The sequence below is a fragment of the Algibacter lectus genome (genome assembly GCF_900112395.1).
GTDB classification, from domain to species: domain Bacteria; phylum Bacteroidota; class Bacteroidia; order Flavobacteriales; family Flavobacteriaceae; genus Algibacter; species Algibacter lectus.
Genome location: NZ_FOLN01000004.1, coordinates 163176 through 178575, shown reverse-complemented (window position 1 = coordinate 178575; position 15400 = coordinate 163176). Strand labels below are relative to the sequence as shown.

General features: G+C 33.3%; 19 protein-coding genes. 3 read left to right on the top strand and 16 right to left on the bottom strand.

Annotated elements, in window-relative coordinates:
- Window positions 1-13: 13 nt before the first annotated feature.
- The 9 genes from BM246_RS09255 to BM246_RS09215 all read right to left on the bottom strand — a co-directional run bounded on the left by BM246_RS09255 (window position 14) and on the right by BM246_RS09215 (window position 7366).
- Window positions 14-436: a SufE family protein gene (locus tag BM246_RS09255; RefSeq protein WP_042497737.1), complete on the bottom strand. Its 423-nt coding sequence runs from the start codon at window positions 434-436 to the stop codon at window positions 14-16.
- A gap of 174 nt (window positions 437-610) precedes the next feature.
- Window positions 611-1003 (bottom strand): META domain-containing protein, encoded by a 393-nt coding sequence (locus BM246_RS09250; RefSeq protein ID WP_074937381.1) that lies wholly within the window; start codon window positions 1001-1003, stop codon window positions 611-613.
- Window positions 1004-1048: 45 nt separating this feature from the next.
- Window positions 1049-2263, bottom strand: coding sequence for an aminotransferase class V-fold PLP-dependent enzyme (locus tag BM246_RS09245; protein WP_042504647.1), 1215 nt, complete (start codon window positions 2261-2263; stop codon window positions 1049-1051).
- A 179-nt stretch (window positions 2264-2442) separates the two neighbouring features.
- The gene (gene sufD, locus BM246_RS09240) at window positions 2443-3756 is read right to left on the bottom strand and encodes a Fe-S cluster assembly protein SufD (protein ID WP_042504648.1); all 1314 of its coding nucleotides are present in this window, start codon (window positions 3754-3756) and stop codon (window positions 2443-2445) included.
- A 139-nt stretch (window positions 3757-3895) separates the two neighbouring features.
- Window positions 3896-4648 (bottom strand): Fe-S cluster assembly ATPase SufC, encoded by a 753-nt coding sequence (sufC, locus tag BM246_RS09235; RefSeq protein ID WP_042497735.1) that lies wholly within the window; start codon window positions 4646-4648, stop codon window positions 3896-3898.
- Between the two features lie 71 nt (window positions 4649-4719).
- Window positions 4720-5103, bottom strand: a complete 384-nt coding sequence (locus tag BM246_RS09230) for a hypothetical protein (protein ID WP_042497731.1) — start codon at window positions 5101-5103, stop codon at window positions 4720-4722.
- Window positions 5104-5122: 19 nt separating this feature from the next.
- Entirely contained in the window at window positions 5123-6571 is a 1449-nt protein-coding gene (gene sufB / locus BM246_RS09225; RefSeq protein WP_074937380.1) for a Fe-S cluster assembly protein SufB, read from the bottom strand.
- A gap of 18 nt (window positions 6572-6589) precedes the next feature.
- Window positions 6590-6919 (bottom strand): HesB/IscA family protein, encoded by a 330-nt coding sequence (locus BM246_RS09220; RefSeq protein WP_074937377.1) that lies wholly within the window; start codon window positions 6917-6919, stop codon window positions 6590-6592.
- A gap of 240 nt (window positions 6920-7159) precedes the next feature.
- Entirely contained in the window at window positions 7160-7366 is a 207-nt protein-coding gene (locus tag BM246_RS09215) for a hypothetical protein (protein ID WP_042497728.1), read from the bottom strand.
- 310 nt (window positions 7367-7676) lie between these two features.
- Here BM246_RS09215 and thiL point away from each other — a divergent pair, with 310 nt between their 5' ends.
- Window positions 7677-8720 (top strand): thiamine-phosphate kinase, encoded by a 1044-nt coding sequence (thiL, locus tag BM246_RS09210; RefSeq protein WP_074937376.1) that lies wholly within the window; start codon window positions 7677-7679, stop codon window positions 8718-8720.
- A gap of 112 nt (window positions 8721-8832) precedes the next feature.
- Here the strand turns inward: thiL and BM246_RS09205 are convergent, their stop codons facing one another.
- The 3 genes from BM246_RS09205 to BM246_RS09195 are packed head-to-tail and all read right to left on the bottom strand — an operon-like array spanning window position 8833 to window position 10642.
- Entirely contained in the window at window positions 8833-9099 is a 267-nt protein-coding gene (locus BM246_RS09205) for a hypothetical protein (RefSeq protein ID WP_074937375.1), read from the bottom strand.
- Between the two features lie 58 nt (window positions 9100-9157).
- Window positions 9158-9937, bottom strand: coding sequence for an alpha/beta fold hydrolase (locus BM246_RS09200; RefSeq protein WP_074937373.1), 780 nt, complete (start codon window positions 9935-9937; stop codon window positions 9158-9160).
- Window positions 9938-9985: 48 nt separating this feature from the next.
- A complete protein-coding gene (locus BM246_RS09195; protein ID WP_042497726.1) occupies window positions 9986-10642 on the bottom strand; it encodes a hypothetical protein in 657 nt (218 codons plus the stop codon).
- A 114-nt stretch (window positions 10643-10756) separates the two neighbouring features.
- On the opposite strand from BM246_RS09195, the gene BM246_RS09190 reads away from it, so the two are divergent.
- On the top strand, window positions 10757-12079 hold the full coding sequence (locus tag BM246_RS09190) for an aspartate kinase (RefSeq protein WP_042497724.1): 1323 nt from the start codon (window positions 10757-10759) through the stop codon (window positions 12077-12079).
- Between the two features lie 144 nt (window positions 12080-12223).
- Here BM246_RS09190 and BM246_RS09185 read toward each other — a convergent pair whose 3' ends face one another.
- The 4 genes from BM246_RS09185 to BM246_RS09175 all read right to left on the bottom strand — a co-directional run bounded on the left by BM246_RS09185 (window position 12224) and on the right by BM246_RS09175 (window position 14446).
- Window positions 12224-12592 (bottom strand): cupredoxin domain-containing protein, encoded by a 369-nt coding sequence (locus BM246_RS09185; RefSeq protein WP_042504651.1) that lies wholly within the window; start codon window positions 12590-12592, stop codon window positions 12224-12226.
- Between the two features lie 83 nt (window positions 12593-12675).
- Complete coding sequence (locus BM246_RS09180) at window positions 12676-13224, bottom strand: carboxymuconolactone decarboxylase family protein (protein ID WP_042497813.1); 549 nt, start codon at window positions 13222-13224, stop codon at window positions 12676-12678.
- 132 nt (window positions 13225-13356) lie between these two features.
- Window positions 13357-13512 (bottom strand): hypothetical protein, encoded by a 156-nt coding sequence (locus BM246_RS19980; RefSeq protein ID WP_159018980.1) that lies wholly within the window; start codon window positions 13510-13512, stop codon window positions 13357-13359.
- 91 nt (window positions 13513-13603) lie between these two features.
- Window positions 13604-14446 carry a helix-turn-helix domain-containing protein gene (locus tag BM246_RS09175; RefSeq protein ID WP_074937371.1) on the bottom strand — a complete coding sequence of 281 codons (843 nt, stop codon included), beginning with the start codon at window positions 14444-14446 and terminating at the stop codon, window positions 13604-13606.
- Between the two features lie 147 nt (window positions 14447-14593).
- Here BM246_RS09175 and rsmA point away from each other — a divergent pair, with 147 nt between their 5' ends.
- A complete protein-coding gene (rsmA, locus tag BM246_RS09170) occupies window positions 14594-15388 on the top strand; it encodes a 16S rRNA (adenine(1518)-N(6)/adenine(1519)-N(6))-dimethyltransferase RsmA (protein ID WP_074937368.1) in 795 nt (264 codons plus the stop codon).
- Window positions 15389-15400: the final 12 nt, after the last annotated feature.

Below are 15400 nucleotides of genomic sequence, written 5' to 3'. Positions count from 1 at the left end.
AACGAAAATCTTATTATTTTATTTGCGTTTGGTAAGCTATAGCATACAATTTTAATTGCTTTATCATGCTTACTAAACCATTTGCTCTGGTTGGAGACAAATGTTCTTTTAATCCAATTTTATCAATAAAATCGGTGTTGGCATCAATAATATCTTTTGGGTGCTGATCGTTAAAAACACGAATTAAAATAGCAATAATACCTTTAGTAATAATAGCGTCACTATCTGCGGTAAATTCTATTTTATCGTCGTTTAATTCGGCATGTACCCAAACTTTACTTTGGCAACCTTTAATAATGTTGCTTTCAGTTTTATATTGATCGTTAATTATAGGTAAATCTTTCCCTAAATCAATCATGTATTGGTAACGTTCTTCCCAGTCTTCAAACATTGAGAATTCGTCAATTATTTCGTTTTGAATAGCTTCAATAGTCACAATAACAAATTTTTATACAAAAATACAATAATAGAAGTTGCTTTTCAATGTTTTCCTAAAAGATAGGTTGCTCTTTCTGTGTTGATTTTTTTTCTTCGGAAGAAGAACAACGTGGTCTAGAGTGGTGCAAAGGGCTTTCAGGTTTTTATCACTGAAAAGAAAACTTAAGTTGAATTATTTTTTTGCTTTTAATAAAATAGCGTCATCTACTTTTAAGTTCAATGTATCATTTTCAAATGAAAACGTATTAACTTTAGAAAGCATCTGTAGCATTTCAGTTTCAATTTTATTAGCATCTCCAGCGCACATTTTTCTAGTAGATCCCATTTGGCCAAATTGTAAAACACCATCTGTTACGGTAAAGCTACCAAAGAAATTATTACATCCTGAAAAACCCGATATCTTTTTAGTTTCGGCATCAAAAGTGATGGTTAGGTTTTCTGGCAATTCCGAGTTTTGATCTAGCGATATAATATGAAATTCACCTGATAGCTTTTCCGCATTCGGTTTGTTTCCGCATGATGTTATAACGAGCATCGCGAAAAGTAAAGTACTTAATATTTTCATGTTTTATTTTTTATAATTTGGTTTCAAAAATGAAGCCAAACTAATTTAAGACAGCATCATTTTTGCTTTTTTTACACCTTCAACTAAAACATCAATTTCTTCTTTTGTATTATAAAAAGCAAACGATGCACGAATGGTTCCTGGAATACAGTAAAAATCCATAATCGGTTGTGCGCAGTGGTGCCCGGTTCTTACAGCAATACCTAATTTATCTAGAATAGTACCTACATCATACGGGTGAATACCTTCTAAATTAAAAGAGATTACCGATGTTTTATGTTTAGCGGTACCGTAAAATTTTAAACCTTCTATTGTCGATAATTGTTCGGTGGCATAGGCTAGTAATTCGTTTTCGTAACTTGCAATATTATCGAAACCAATGTTGTTCATGTAATCTAAAGCAGCTCCAAAGGCAATACCTCCGCAAATGTTAGGTGTTCCTGCTTCAAATTTATGTGGTAAGTCGGCATAAGTTGTTTTTTCAAATGTAACTTCTGCAATCATTTCACCACCACCTTGATAAGGAGGTAGTTTTTTTAGCCATTCTTCTTTACCGTAAAGCATACCAACACCTGTTGGGCCACAAACTTTGTGAGCAGATGCTACATAAAAATCGACATCTAAAGCTTGCACGTCGGGTTTTATATGTGGGCAAGATTGAGCGCCATCTATTAAAACAGCCGCTCCAACAGCGTGTGCTTTTTTGATAATATATTCAATAGGGTTAATAGTACCTAATGCATTTGAGATGTGGTTTACAAAAACTAGTTTTGTTTTATCTGAAAGTAAATTATCATAAGTTTCCATAATAAGTTCACCTTCCAAATTCATCGGGATTACTTTTAAAACGGCACCTGTACGTTCACAAAGCATTTGCCATGGCACAATATTACTGTGGTGCTCTAAGGCAGAAACAATAATTTCATCTTCTTTTTTAAGAAGTGCAGAAAAGCCATTTGCCACTAAGTTTATACTATGGGTTGTACCCGAAGTGAAAATGATTTCATGGGCGTGCTTCGCATTAAAATGCGTTTGTATAGTTTGGCGCGCTATTTCGTATTTATCTGTCGCTTCTTGACTTAATGTATGCACACCTCTATGTATGTTTGCGTTGTAGTTGCTATAATAATCTACAATAACATCTATAACGGGTTGTGGCGTTTGTGATGTTGCTGCATTATCAAAATACACCAAGGGTTTATTGTTTACTTGTCGAGATAGAATAGGGAAGTCGGCTCTTATTTTGGATACGTCAAGCATGTTTTTTTTCGTTTGAATACAAAAGGTCTTTATTGTGCCTTCTGTAAAGGGTTTATTATTTTTTTTCTTGAAATCGAACGTTATAGCTTAGCTACGAGTTTGATTTAAACAAAAAAGTAACATTACAAAAGACGAGCTTTCCTAATATTACTTTTAAATTATAAGGGTTAAAATGTAGACTATAAATCGAATCCGATGTTTACACCCAATTTGTTTGCAATAATTTTAGTAATACGTTGTTTCATTTCAGGTATTTTAACCGAACTTAAAACGTTGTTGCTAAAGGCATACATTAAAAGTGCTTTAGCTTCTTTCTCTGGTATACCACGAGATTGCATGTAGAACATAGCGCTTTCGTCTAATTGCCCAATAGTACAACCGTGAGAACATTTTACATCGTCTGCAAATATTTCTAATTGTGGTTTGCTGTTTATCGTTGCCTTATCGCTTACTAATATGTTATTGTTAGATTGAAAAGCGTTTGTTTTTTGCGCTTCTTTATCTACAATAATTTTACCATTAAAAACACCTGTTGAGCTGTCTCCAAAAATACCTTTGTAATCTTGATGGCTTTCACAGTTTGGTTCTATATGGTGAACTAAAGTGTTGTGGTCTACGTGTTGTTTTTCTCCAATAATAGTAACGCCTTTCAATATAGAATCAATACGCTCTCCGTTTTGATAAAAGTTAAGGTTGTTACGTATTAACTTACCTCCAAAAGAAAATGTATGTACAGACGCTACACTTTCTCTTTTTTGTTTGATAAATGTATTATCAATAAGTGATGCGTTAGAATTATCATTCTGAATTTTATAATAATCCACAATCGCACGCTTGTTAGCAAATATTTCGGTAACACTATTTGTAAGTACAGGGTTGTCGGTTAAACTTTGGTGACGCTCAATAATTTGAACGTGACTGTTCTCGTCCACAACGATTAAATTACGTGGTTGAGATAAAGTTGCCGCTTCACTTCCTGTAGAGAAATGTATAATTTGAATTGGTTTTGAAACCAATTTATTCTTTGGAATATGGATATAAGCGCCTTCTTGCGAAAATGCTGTATTTAAAGATGGTAAACTATCTTTAGTAGCCGCTTTGTTAAAGTAATTTTCTATAACTAAACGATATTTTGGCTTAGTTAAAGCTGCAGACATTAAACAAACATCTATACCATCGTGAGTAGTTTCAGATAGGTAAGACGAATATTTTCCATCTATAAAGATAACTTTATAAGAGTCTATATCGTGAATAAAGTATTTTTTTACGTCTTTATAATCGATTGTGTTTTCGTGTTTAGGGAAAACACTATAGTCTTCTTTTAAAATTCTATTTAAAGAGGTGTATTTCCAAGCTTCTTCCTTTTTAGAAGGAAAACCTTTTTCTTCAAACGTTTTTATAGCTTCGTTTCTAATATCATGTATTTGAGTGTCAAGATCTACGTTGTTCTCAAATGCTAAAAAAGATGATACTAATTTTTCTTTTAAATCCATTGTTTTCAGTTTTCAGTGGCAGTCTCAGTTTTTCAGAAAAAGAAAATCTAAGAGTTAAACTGTTTACTATATTTTATAATCTTGAGTAATCAGTTTTGAGTAGGCAACTGCATACGGTTACTGAATACTGAGACTGTTTTTAAGCGTTCACTTCTTCTTTAATCCAATCGTATCCTTTTTCTTCAAGCTCGTGAGCAAGTTCTTTTCCACCCGATTTTACAATTTTACCATTGTATAAAACGTGTACAAAATCTGGAACGATGTAATCTAAAAGACGTTGGTAGTGTGTAATTACAACTACGGCATTGTCTTTACTTTTAAGTTTGTTAACACCATTTGCAACAATACGTAATGCATCGATATCTAAACCAGAATCGGTTTCATCTAATATTGCTAATTTTGGCTCTAACATTGCCATTTGAAAAATCTCGTTACGTTTTTTCTCACCACCAGAAAAACCTTCGTTTAACGAGCGTGATAAAAATTTACGATCCATTTCTAATAAATCGGCTTTTTCACGAATAAGTTTGAGCATGTCTTTTGCAGGCATATCTCCTAAACCTTTTGCTTTACGCGATTCGTTAATAGCTGTTTTTATAAAGTTAGTTACCGATACTCCAGGGATTTCTACTGGGTATTGAAACGATAAAAACACACCTTTATGTGCGCGCTCTTCGGCTGCTAATTCTTCAATATCTTCACCTTCAAAAATGATGTTACCATCTGTAACTTCATATTCTTCTTTTCCAGCGATAACTGAAGCTAGTGTACTTTTACCTGAACCATTTGGGCCCATAATAGCGTGAACTTCTCCTGCTTTCACTTCTAGGTTAATACCTTTTAGAATGCCTTTATCTTCTACGCTTGCGTGTAAATTATTTATTTTTAACATACTTTATATTTTAAATCCTGTTTGATAAGAGTGTTCTTTTCAAATTAGAATTCGGTGTTTAATTTTATTATTTAACTGCCTAATTTTACAAGGCCTTCGTTTTCGTTATGTGCTGGTTTTACGCTAATAATCTTAACGACTTCAACTTTGTTTTCCCAAAGAATTTTTTTGTCTTGTTCTTGCGTTACTTTTCCTCTTATTTCAACAGTAACCATATCGGTTTTGTTTTTTTTAAAGGCTTCAGCTTGCTTATTTAGTTCTTCTAGTTTGTCGGTAATAAATACACCGTAAATTTCTGTGCTTGTTTGTAAAACAGCTGCACCATCATAATAAACAAATTCACCTTTTAATAGTGTTAAATCATCATCTTGATATATGGTTTCAGTCGATTTGCTGTCGTTTTTACAACTCACAAATAGTGAAATACAAAGAACTAAAATGCCTAATTTTTTCATTTATATCGATTTATAGATGTTATCCTACAGAACCTTCTAAACTAATTTCTAATAATTTTTGAGCTTCAACAGCAAACTCCATTGGTAGCTTGTTTAATACTTCTTTACTAAAACCGTTTACAATTAATGCAATTGCTTTTTCGGTATCGATACCACGTTGGTTACAGTAAAAAATTTGGTCTTCACCAATTTTACTTGTTGTAGCTTCGTGTTCTACTTTGGCTGTTTTGTTTTTAGCTTCAATATATGGGAAGGTGTGTGCTCCACATTCATTACCCATTAGTAAACTATCACATTGCGAAAAGTTACGTGCATTATCAGCTCTAGAGCCAATTTGTACTAAACCACGGTAACTGTTTTGCGATTTACCTGCAGATATTCCTTTGGAAATAATGGTAGATTTTGTGTTTTTACCAATATGAATCATCTTCGTACCTGTATCGGCTTGTTGATAATTATTGGTCACTGCGATAGAGTAAAACTCACCTACAGAATTATCTCCTTTTAATATACAAGAAGGATATTTCCATGTTACAGCCGAACCGGTTTCAACTTGTGTCCAAGATATTTTAGCGTTTTTCTCGCATAAACCTCTTTTAGTTACAAAGTTGTAAACACCACCTTTTCCTTCTGCATTACCAGGGAACCAGTTTTGTACGGTTGAGTATTTTATTTCAGCATCGTCTAAAGCAATAAGCTCTACAACGGCTGCGTGCAATTGGTTTTCATCACGGCTAGGTGCAGTACAACCTTCTAGGTAACTTACATAACTACCTTCGTCGGCAATTACTAAAGTTCTTTCAAATTGTCCTGTTCCTGCTTGATTAATTCTAAAGTATGTAGATAATTCCATTGGACATCTAACACCTTTTGGAATATAGCAGAAAGAGCCATCACTAAAAACAGCAGAGTTTAAAGCTGCATAAAAATTGTCTTTAGTAGGAACAACGGTTCCTAGATGTTTTTTTACAAGTTCTGGATGCTCTTTGATAGCCTCAGAAATACTCATAAAAATAATTCCTTTTTCTCCTAATGTTTTCTTGAAAGTTGTAGCAACCGAAACGGAATCTACAACAATATCCATAGCAACATTGTTCATTTTTTTCTGTTCATCTACAGAAATACCTAATTTCTTGTACATAGCAAGTAAATCAGGATCTACATCATCTAACGTTTTGTTAGGGTCTACAGAAGTTGGAGCCGAATAATAGGCTATAGCTTGAAAATCTGGTTTTGTATATCTAACATTCGCCCATTCTGGCTCTGCCATTTCTTTCCAAACTTTAAATGCTTCTAATCTCCAATCGGTCATCCATTGTGGCTCATCTTTCTTTTTAGAAATAGCGCGCACAATATCTTCATTTAAACCAATCGGGAATGTTTCAGATTCTATATCGGTAAAAAATCCGTATTCGTATTCTTTGGTTTTTAGCTCTTCGCGTAAATCATCCTCGGTATACTTCGACATAATTCTTTTCTTATTTTTTTATAATGAAAACGATTCGCCACAACCGCAAGTACGGTTTGCGTTAGGATTATTAAAAACGAAGCCTGTGCCGTTTAATCCTCCTGAATATTCAAGGGTAGTGCCTATTAAATACAAGAAACTCTTTTTGTCAACAATGATTTTTACACCATTGTCAATAAAAACTTTATCGTCTTCTTGATTTTCTTTATCAAACTTTAAATCGTAGGATAAGCCAGAACAACCACCACTTTTTACCCCAACACGAACAAAATCTTCGGTAGGATTATAGCCATCGTCTGTCATAAGTTCGATAACTTTCTTTTTAGCTGTTTCAGAAACTTTTATCATATTTTTTGAATTTAGATTTGCTCTAAATAGAGTGCAAATATACAATATAAGTCATGGATTTCCATAGAACCTAACATTATATTAGCATATAGCTTGATAGGTTTTTTTTATGAACTAGCTTTTGGTTACATATTGTTCTGATTTTTAAATGAATCTATTGCAGAATTGATATGAAATTCATTCGTTTTTTTGAAATATGCAAGTTGAATTTAGTATGAATAAAAATGAAAATTTTAAAGATTAACTTGGTCGTAAAATTTTTATAATCTCGTCTAAATTGGTGTAATTCATTTTTGCTTTTACAATATCACCATTGGTGTTGTAATTAAATTGTGCACCGCAAGATTTACATATAAGTTGAGACATCTCAAAGCTTGTACGTTCAATAAGAAAATAGTTATGGCCAAAAGAGGCGCAAAACATATTTAGAGGTAAATTATGTTCCATAAGTTGATAGTATTTGGGATTACGAATTTAAGCAAATTGACGAAATTATCGATGAAATATTATTATTAATCGATGAAATGCATTTTTATTTAGTTCGTTAAAGAGAAAAAATCGATGGATGGTCAATCTGGTGTACTTTTAATTTGAAGAAATCAATTGAGCTTTAGCGTTTTGCTCTAATTGAGTTGATTAGCTTTGGTGACTATGGAATGTTTATTTTGCAAGAGGTTCTTGAATTAATATTTGTAATTCTAAAAGGTTTGCTCTTGTTTTTCTATTAAAAACGAAATTAGCTTCTTATTTTTGCAGCATGATAGAAGATAAAAATCAACAACGTACGCCATTAAGCACTTTAGGTGAATTTGCACTTATTGAGCATTTAACTAAAAATTTCGAAATTTCACATAGCTCCACTGTAAAAGGAATTGGGGACGATGCCGCTGTTTTAGATTTTGACGATAAAAACATAGTAGTGACGACCGATTTGTTGGTGGAAAATGTACATTTCGATTTAAGCTATATGCCTTTAAAGCATTTAGGTTATAAAGCTGTTGTTGTTAATCTATCTGATGTTTACGCCATGAATGCTGAGGCTACTCAAATAACGGTGTCGATTGCGGTTTCTAATCGTTTTCCTTTAGAAGCTGTAGAGGAGTTGTATGCTGGTATTGAAACTGCTGCAAAAATTTATAATATTGATGTCGTTGGTGGAGATACTACATCGTCTACCACGGGTTTGTTAATTTCTGTAACAGCGATAGGGCAGGTTGTTAAAGGTGATGAGGTTTATAGAAGTACTGCAAAACCGGGCGATTTGTTAGTTGTTACTGGAGATTTAGGAGCGGCTTATATGGGGTTGCAAGTTTTGGAGCGGGAAAAGGAGGTTTATAAAGTGAATCCAAATAGTCAGCCAGATTTAGAGGCTTATACTTATATTATTGAGCGTCAGTTAAAGCCTGAAGCCAGAAAAGATGTTGCTAAGTTACTTAAAGATTTAGGTGTTAAACCTACAGCTATGGTTGATGTTAGTGATGGCTTATCTTCAGAAATTTTACATATTTGTAAGAGTAGTAAGGTTGGGTGCGATTTATATGAAGAAAAAATTCCGCTAGATCCTACTGTAATTACAGTTTGTGAGGAGTTTGATATCGATAGCACAACCGTTGCTTTAAACGGAGGTGAAGATTACGAATTGCTTTTTACTATTTCGCAAGACGATTTTACTAAAATTAAAGCAAATCCACACTTAAGTATTATTGGGCACATGAAGGATGAGAATGAAGGTGTACATTTAGTAACGCGCTCAAACACTCGAATTCCTTTAATAGCTCAAGGTTGGAAAAACTTCGATTAATTATTCTTTAGGCTGTAATCTAAAACAATGCGTTTTATTAATTGAAGCACTTCTTTGCGGTGCGGACGCATTAATGTTGATGGAAGGTTGTAGTAAAACATGATTTTTGGGGTTATAGGTTTTCAATCAGTATTTCGCTTTTACTGTTGCGGTTTTTGCGGCTGGTGTGTATGCGTTCCAAAATGTTGTTTATTTCTTTAAATTTTGGAGTTAGCTCTATTAGAGCGCCGTTGCTACTCGTGGTTAATTGCTTTTTACAATGTGAGCACGTATATTCACTTACGTGGTAGGTTACTTTTTTAGATACCTTAAAATTGTGGCCAAAAACGCCGCAGTACATTTTAGGTAAAAGGGCTGGTTTGTAGGGTGTGTTATTCATTTGGGTTGATTTTTACTTTGTGAATATAGTAAAAATAAAAAATAAACACGACGAAAAGCTATATTTTTTCGATGAAATGCGTTAAATTTAACAGAAGTTCGTCTTTATTCTCGATGTGCGACATGTGTCCGTCCGGAAGTGTAACTAATTTAACCTCTGTGTTTTGTGTTTGTTCTGCAAGAGTATCGTAGTGTAAAACAGGATCTTTTTTTCCTGCTACTAACATTTTCTTAAACGGAGTAAAGTGGAGAAGAGCTTCACGATCGTTCCTAATTTTCATGCCTTCTAAAGCGGCTACAATACCTTGAAGGGGAGTTTCTTGAGCGTCTTTTCTTATTTTTTTTATTTTATCAGCATATAAGGTTCTGTTCTTTGGTCTAAACAAATTTACAATAGCCATCCTTATAAAGCTTTTATGGTTTTGCTTTACGGCTAAAATAGCACGATCTCTATTTTGCTGTTTTTCTGGTGTGTCGGCACTGGCTGTAGAATTCATTAAGCATAAACCTTTTAACGCGTCTGGATTTTCTTCCGCGAAAGCGAGCGCTACATAGCCGCCCATAGAATGGCCAACAAATGTAGATCGACGAATTTTTAAGTGTTTTAAAACTGCAGTAACAGCTTCGGCCATAAGTTCCATGGTGTGTACGTAGCCTAAACAGTCTGTTTTTCCGTGCCCTAATAGATCAATACAAATAACTCTGTTTTTTTTAGAAAGAATAGGTGTGAGTTCATCCCACATGGAAATGTTTTCTAAAAAACCGTGAAGTAAAACTACTGCGCTGCCTTTACCTTGGTCGGTATAAAATATGTTAATGCCTTTATGTTGTAATATCATGATTTCAATATCTCGGGCAAAGATACTCTATCATTTAAGATTTAAAAATTAAGATTTCACTCGTTTTATGGCGGCAAAGGCTTGGTCTACATATTCATCTTCAACTAAAATAGTAAACTCGTTGGTGGTAGAAATTACTTCGTAAAGTACAATGCCTTCCCAGGCTAATCGTTTGAAGAAGTGGTAGTAAAGCCCTGCGATTTTAGAGTTGTCTTGTGGTAAGTTAATGCTAATGGCAGAAAGGCCTTCTTGCACGGCAATAAAAGATTCTAATTTAAGGGAGTCTTTTATAAAATCGTTTAAACTGCTAGAGATAATAATGTTGCTTTCGTGAATACCTCTAGTAAAGGTGTAAAATAATTTAGACTCTTGATTGATGCGCGCAAGAATTTTTGCGTGATTGTCAATAAGGGTTTCAGAATTTTTGACTGTGTAATCTGTTAAATTAGAGCGAACTGTAATATCGCCTAAGTTTTGGATTACGCGTTTCATTTTAACCGAATTTGTTAAAGTAATTGGTGGGTTATAACGGCGTAAGGCCATCATAATCGCTCCTGCTTTAACATCCTTTTTTAGCATTTTACTAATAGGTTCGGTAAGTTCTAGCGCTAATGCACTAAAATTAATAATGTTTCTAGAAAGCGCTTCCTCCAAATAAGGTTGCGAAATTAAAATGTCTTCTACACAGTTAGATACAGTCTTCATGTTAACTATTTAACAATTTGTGCAAAAATAAACATATTTTTTAAAAAATGCTATTATTGGTCTTAAGAGTTTTAGTTTTGCTTAAGAAATAAACTAAATAAAAGTATTATCCATATGAAAGTTTTAAAATTTGGAGGGACTTCGGTCGGGTCGGTTGAGAATATGCTTAATGTTAAAAGTATTATCAACGATGGTGCTAAAAAGGTTGTTGTGCTTTCGGCAATGTCTGGAACTACAAACCAATTGGTTGCTATTGCAAGTGATATTGAAAATAACACGGCGAATGAAGCTGTAGATAAAATAAATAAACTTCACGAAACTTATTTTGAAGTTATTGATACGTTACTTCAAAATGAAAGTTTAAATGCAGAAACAAAAGCATATGTATCTGAGGTTTTTAACTTTTTGGTAGAGTGTACTTATAAGAAGTCTTCGGAGTTGCTAAACAATCAAATTGTTGCGCAAGGCGAATTAATGTCGACTTTTATGTTTAATAGTTTTTTAAAGCAAGAAGGTGTAAGCTCTGTGTTATTGCCGGCTTTAGATTTTATGAAAATTGATAGTTTCAAAGAGCCAGACATTAATTATATAAAAGAGCATTTAGAGGTTGTTTTAAATAATGCCGGACCAGCAGATATTTATATTACTCAAGGATTTATTTGTTTAGATGATTCTGGAGCTATTTCTAACCTGCAACGTGGCGGAAGTGATTATACTGCAACCATTATTGGTGCGGCTATAAAAGCTGAAGAAGTACAAATTTGGACCGATATTGATGGAATGCATAATAACGATCCTAGGTATGTTGAAAATACGCATCCTATTTCGGACTTATCTTTTGATGAGGCTGCAGAGTTAGCTTATTTTGGAGCAAAAATTCTACACCCACAAACTGTTACTCCTGTTAGAGCAGATAGTATTCCTGTACGATTAAAAAACACCATGAATCCAGAGGCGCATGGTACTTTAATTTCTAGTAAAACATCTGAAACTGGAATAAAAGCTATTGCAGCTAAAGATAATATTACAGCCATTAAAATTAAATCGGCTCGTATGTTACAAGCACACGGATTCTTAAAAAAGGTATTTGAAATTTTTGAAACTTATCAAACATCAATTGATATGATTACAACCTCTGAGGTGGCTGTGTCTTTAACTATTGATGATGATAAAAATTTAGATAAAATTTTGGTTGAGCTAGATAAAATAGCATCTATTGAGGTCGATAAAAACCAAAGTATTGTTTGTTTAGTTGGGCATACTGTTGTTAATCATCAAGATACTTTTAAGCTTTTTCAGATTTTACAAGATGTAAAAATTAGAATGATTTCTTATGGTGGTAGTAATAACAATATTTCACTATTAATAGACTCTAGTGATAAAATTAATACGCTACAAAAACTAAACAATTATTTATTTGAATTAGTCACTCTTTAATCGAGATAATATTAGTTTTTTAGCATCAAGAGATCGTTTAGGTAGAAATATTTAGACGGTTTTTTTTTCTGCTAAAATATAAGTACAAAAAAAAGGCAGCCGGAATAAGGCTGCCTTTTTACAACAAATAAAAAACACTATTAATTACTCCACAGTTAAAGTGTACTGAGGTGTTTTGTTTAGTGGGCAAAAGTATACGTACTCACCCTTTTCTAAAGTTGTTACATTAGATTTCTCTGTTTTTCCTTCTGCAACTACTTGTGTTACGTAAGCTGTTTTAATGTGGTTTTCTGGGTTGGCTGCATCTTTTCCTTTTTGAATTAATACAAAACCAACATCTACACCAGAATGGTTGTTTGCGATTTCGAAAATATAAGAACCTTCACTAATCGTTAAGTTCTTTTGTGTAAATTCTCCTTTAGTTTGTTCTAGAGATACTGTTTTTACATCTTGTGCATTAGAGTTTACTACAAATGCTAATACGAATACTAAAATTGCTACTACTTTTTTCATCTTTAAATTTAATTGTGCTTCTATTTTTATAAAGCGTTGTTAATAATTGTTTATGTTAGAAACCTGAAGGTTATGAGTTTTAATTATGCTACTGTTTCTGCAAGTGGTTGTGCTACCGGAAAATCTACTGGTACTTGGGTTGTGCTGTGTACGTAGTTAGATATTGTTTTATCACCAACCAGCGATATAGTATCAATTAAGTTTGCTTTGGTGTAACCAGCGTTAAAATAGTTTTCTAAAACTGCCGCGTCTGTTCTTCCACGGTTTTCTGTAATGTTTTTAGCTAGTGCGGCTAAAGCATTAAGTTTATCGTTTACAGAAGAATGTCCTGCTCTTAATTCTAAAATTTGCTCGTCTGTAAAACCATTCATTTTACCAATAGCTGTATGTGCAGATAGGCAATAAATACAATTGTTTACTTCGCTTACTGCTAAGTTTACAACTTCTTTTTCTTTAGCAGATAAAGATGTTTTTGCATTGGCGAAGCCTAAGTAGTTTTCTAATGCAGTATCACTGTATGCATAAGCTGCATATAAGTTTGGTACAAAACCAACTGCTTTTTTTAAGTTATCAAAAATAGCTTGGTTATTTTCGCTTACTTCTTCTCTTGTTAATACATTAAATGTGCTCATATTTTTAAATTTTATTATTATTTTTTGTGTTTGATTATCTTGGTACAAAGGTGCGACGGTTTTAAGAGTTAAACCATGTAGGTTTTTCCTTTTGACATGTCAATTTTGCCCTTTGCTATTTTTTGTGTTGAATTAGAAAGAGATGTATGGTTTTTCAGCATCGCAATAAAAATCAGATAAATGATTTTGCTCACAATGTGTTTTAGGACTAATAGTCTTTAACGCTACTTTCTTGTTACTTCTAAATATTTCAATTAAATTGAAAATGGATATGTTTTTAGTTTTCATGTCTTTGATGTTTTTGTTATACAGTGCAAAGATGAAGCAATAAGAGGTGCTGTAGAATGGATAGATTACCCGAAGAGTTGTCGATTTTTCCCTAAACCGTAGTTTTAAGCTGTTTTTTGAAGTCTGAAGGAGAAAAAGAGGTGTTTTTTTTAAATAATCGACTTAAATGAGAGGCGTCTTCAAAGCCAACTTCGTATGCTATTTCCTTAGCCGTTTTATCGGTATAGATTAATAAGCGTTTTGCTTCTAGAATAATACGATCGTGAATAATTTGTAAAGGACTTGTATTAAGTTTAGAAAACGTGTTGGATAATGTTTTTGGAGATTTAAAAAGTTTATCGGCATAATAAGATACGCTATGCTCGGCTTTAAAATGTGTTTCTACCAGCATGTTAAATTCACGAAGCAATTCTATTTTGGTGTTTTTTGTAGTTTCAACAAAACCTTCTTTTGCTTTTAGTAAACGCGTACTTATTATAATGAAGCGTGCCATAAGCATGCGTAACATTTCGGCTTGTATGCTGTCTTTAGTATCAAATTCATCCATAAAAACTTCATGAAGTATCGAGAATTTGTGAGCTTCTTCGGTACTTAGACCAATTAAAGGCACATGTACATTGCCAAAAAATAACAAACCAGCGCAGCTTACTTCTTGGTCGTAATCTTTAATGCAATAAAACTCCTGGTTAAATTGATAAACTACTAAGTTTTCTCCTTTTACAAATTGAATGTATTGTACAGGTGTAAGTACAAGCAAACTTCCAGCTTCTATAGTATAAGGTATGCTATCTACAATAATTTCGGCTTTGGTATCGTGCGTTCTAATAAAGGTATATAGTGCTGCTTGGGTAGATTCTTTATAAATACTTAAAAGCGATTCGTCTCCAATTTTTAAAATGGCATTAGTCGAAAATTCTGTGAATGTTTGCTGCATACGGTCTTAGTCTAAGTGGTTTGAGAAACATTACATTTCTTGATACTAAGAAACAATATTATACCCGTAAAAACAATACTTCAATCATGGCAGAAGTATTGTTTTTAAGTTTCATATCTTCGTGTTTTCCTTAAAACATTCTATTTCGTGGCATACAAATCAAATAATAATCAAGTAAGAGCTAAAAAACACCTGGGGCAGCATTTTTTAAATGATGAAACAGTTGCCGAAAAAATAGCCGATAGCTTAACGCTAAATAATTATAAAACCGTTCTAGAAATAGGGCCAGGAATGGGCGTGCTTACTAAATACTTGCTTAAAAAGCCAGTTACCACGTATGTTGTAGAAATCGATACCGAATCGGTAGAGTATTTACAAGCCAATTACTTAAACTTGGCGCCTCGAATTATAGAAAAAGATTTTTTAAAATACGATTTAAATGAAAGTTTAAACGGCGAACCCTTTGCTATCATTGGTAATTTTCCGTATAATATTTCAACACAGATCGTTTTTAAAACTTTAGAAATGCGAGATCAAATACCTGAATTTTCTGGTATGTTCCAAAAAGAAGTTGCGGCGCGTATCTGTTCTAAAGAAGGATCTAAGGTTTATGGTATTCTTTCTGTTTTGGTACAAGCATTTTATCATGCCGAATATTTATTTACCGTACCACCAGATGTGTTTAATCCGCCACCAAAGGTAGACTCTGGTGTGTTAAGGTTAACGCGTAAAGAAAATTACTCGCTGCCATGCGACGAAAAAATGTTCTTTAAGGTTGTTAAAACAGCTTTTCAACAACGTAGAAAAACACTTCGTAACAGTTTAAAAACATTCGATTTGTCTGATAATTTAAAAGCAAATAGTATATTTGGCCAACGTCCCGAGCAATTAAGTGTAGCCTCCTTTTTAGAGCTTACGCAATTGCTGGAAAACGACAAGTAGAACCTTTTAAAT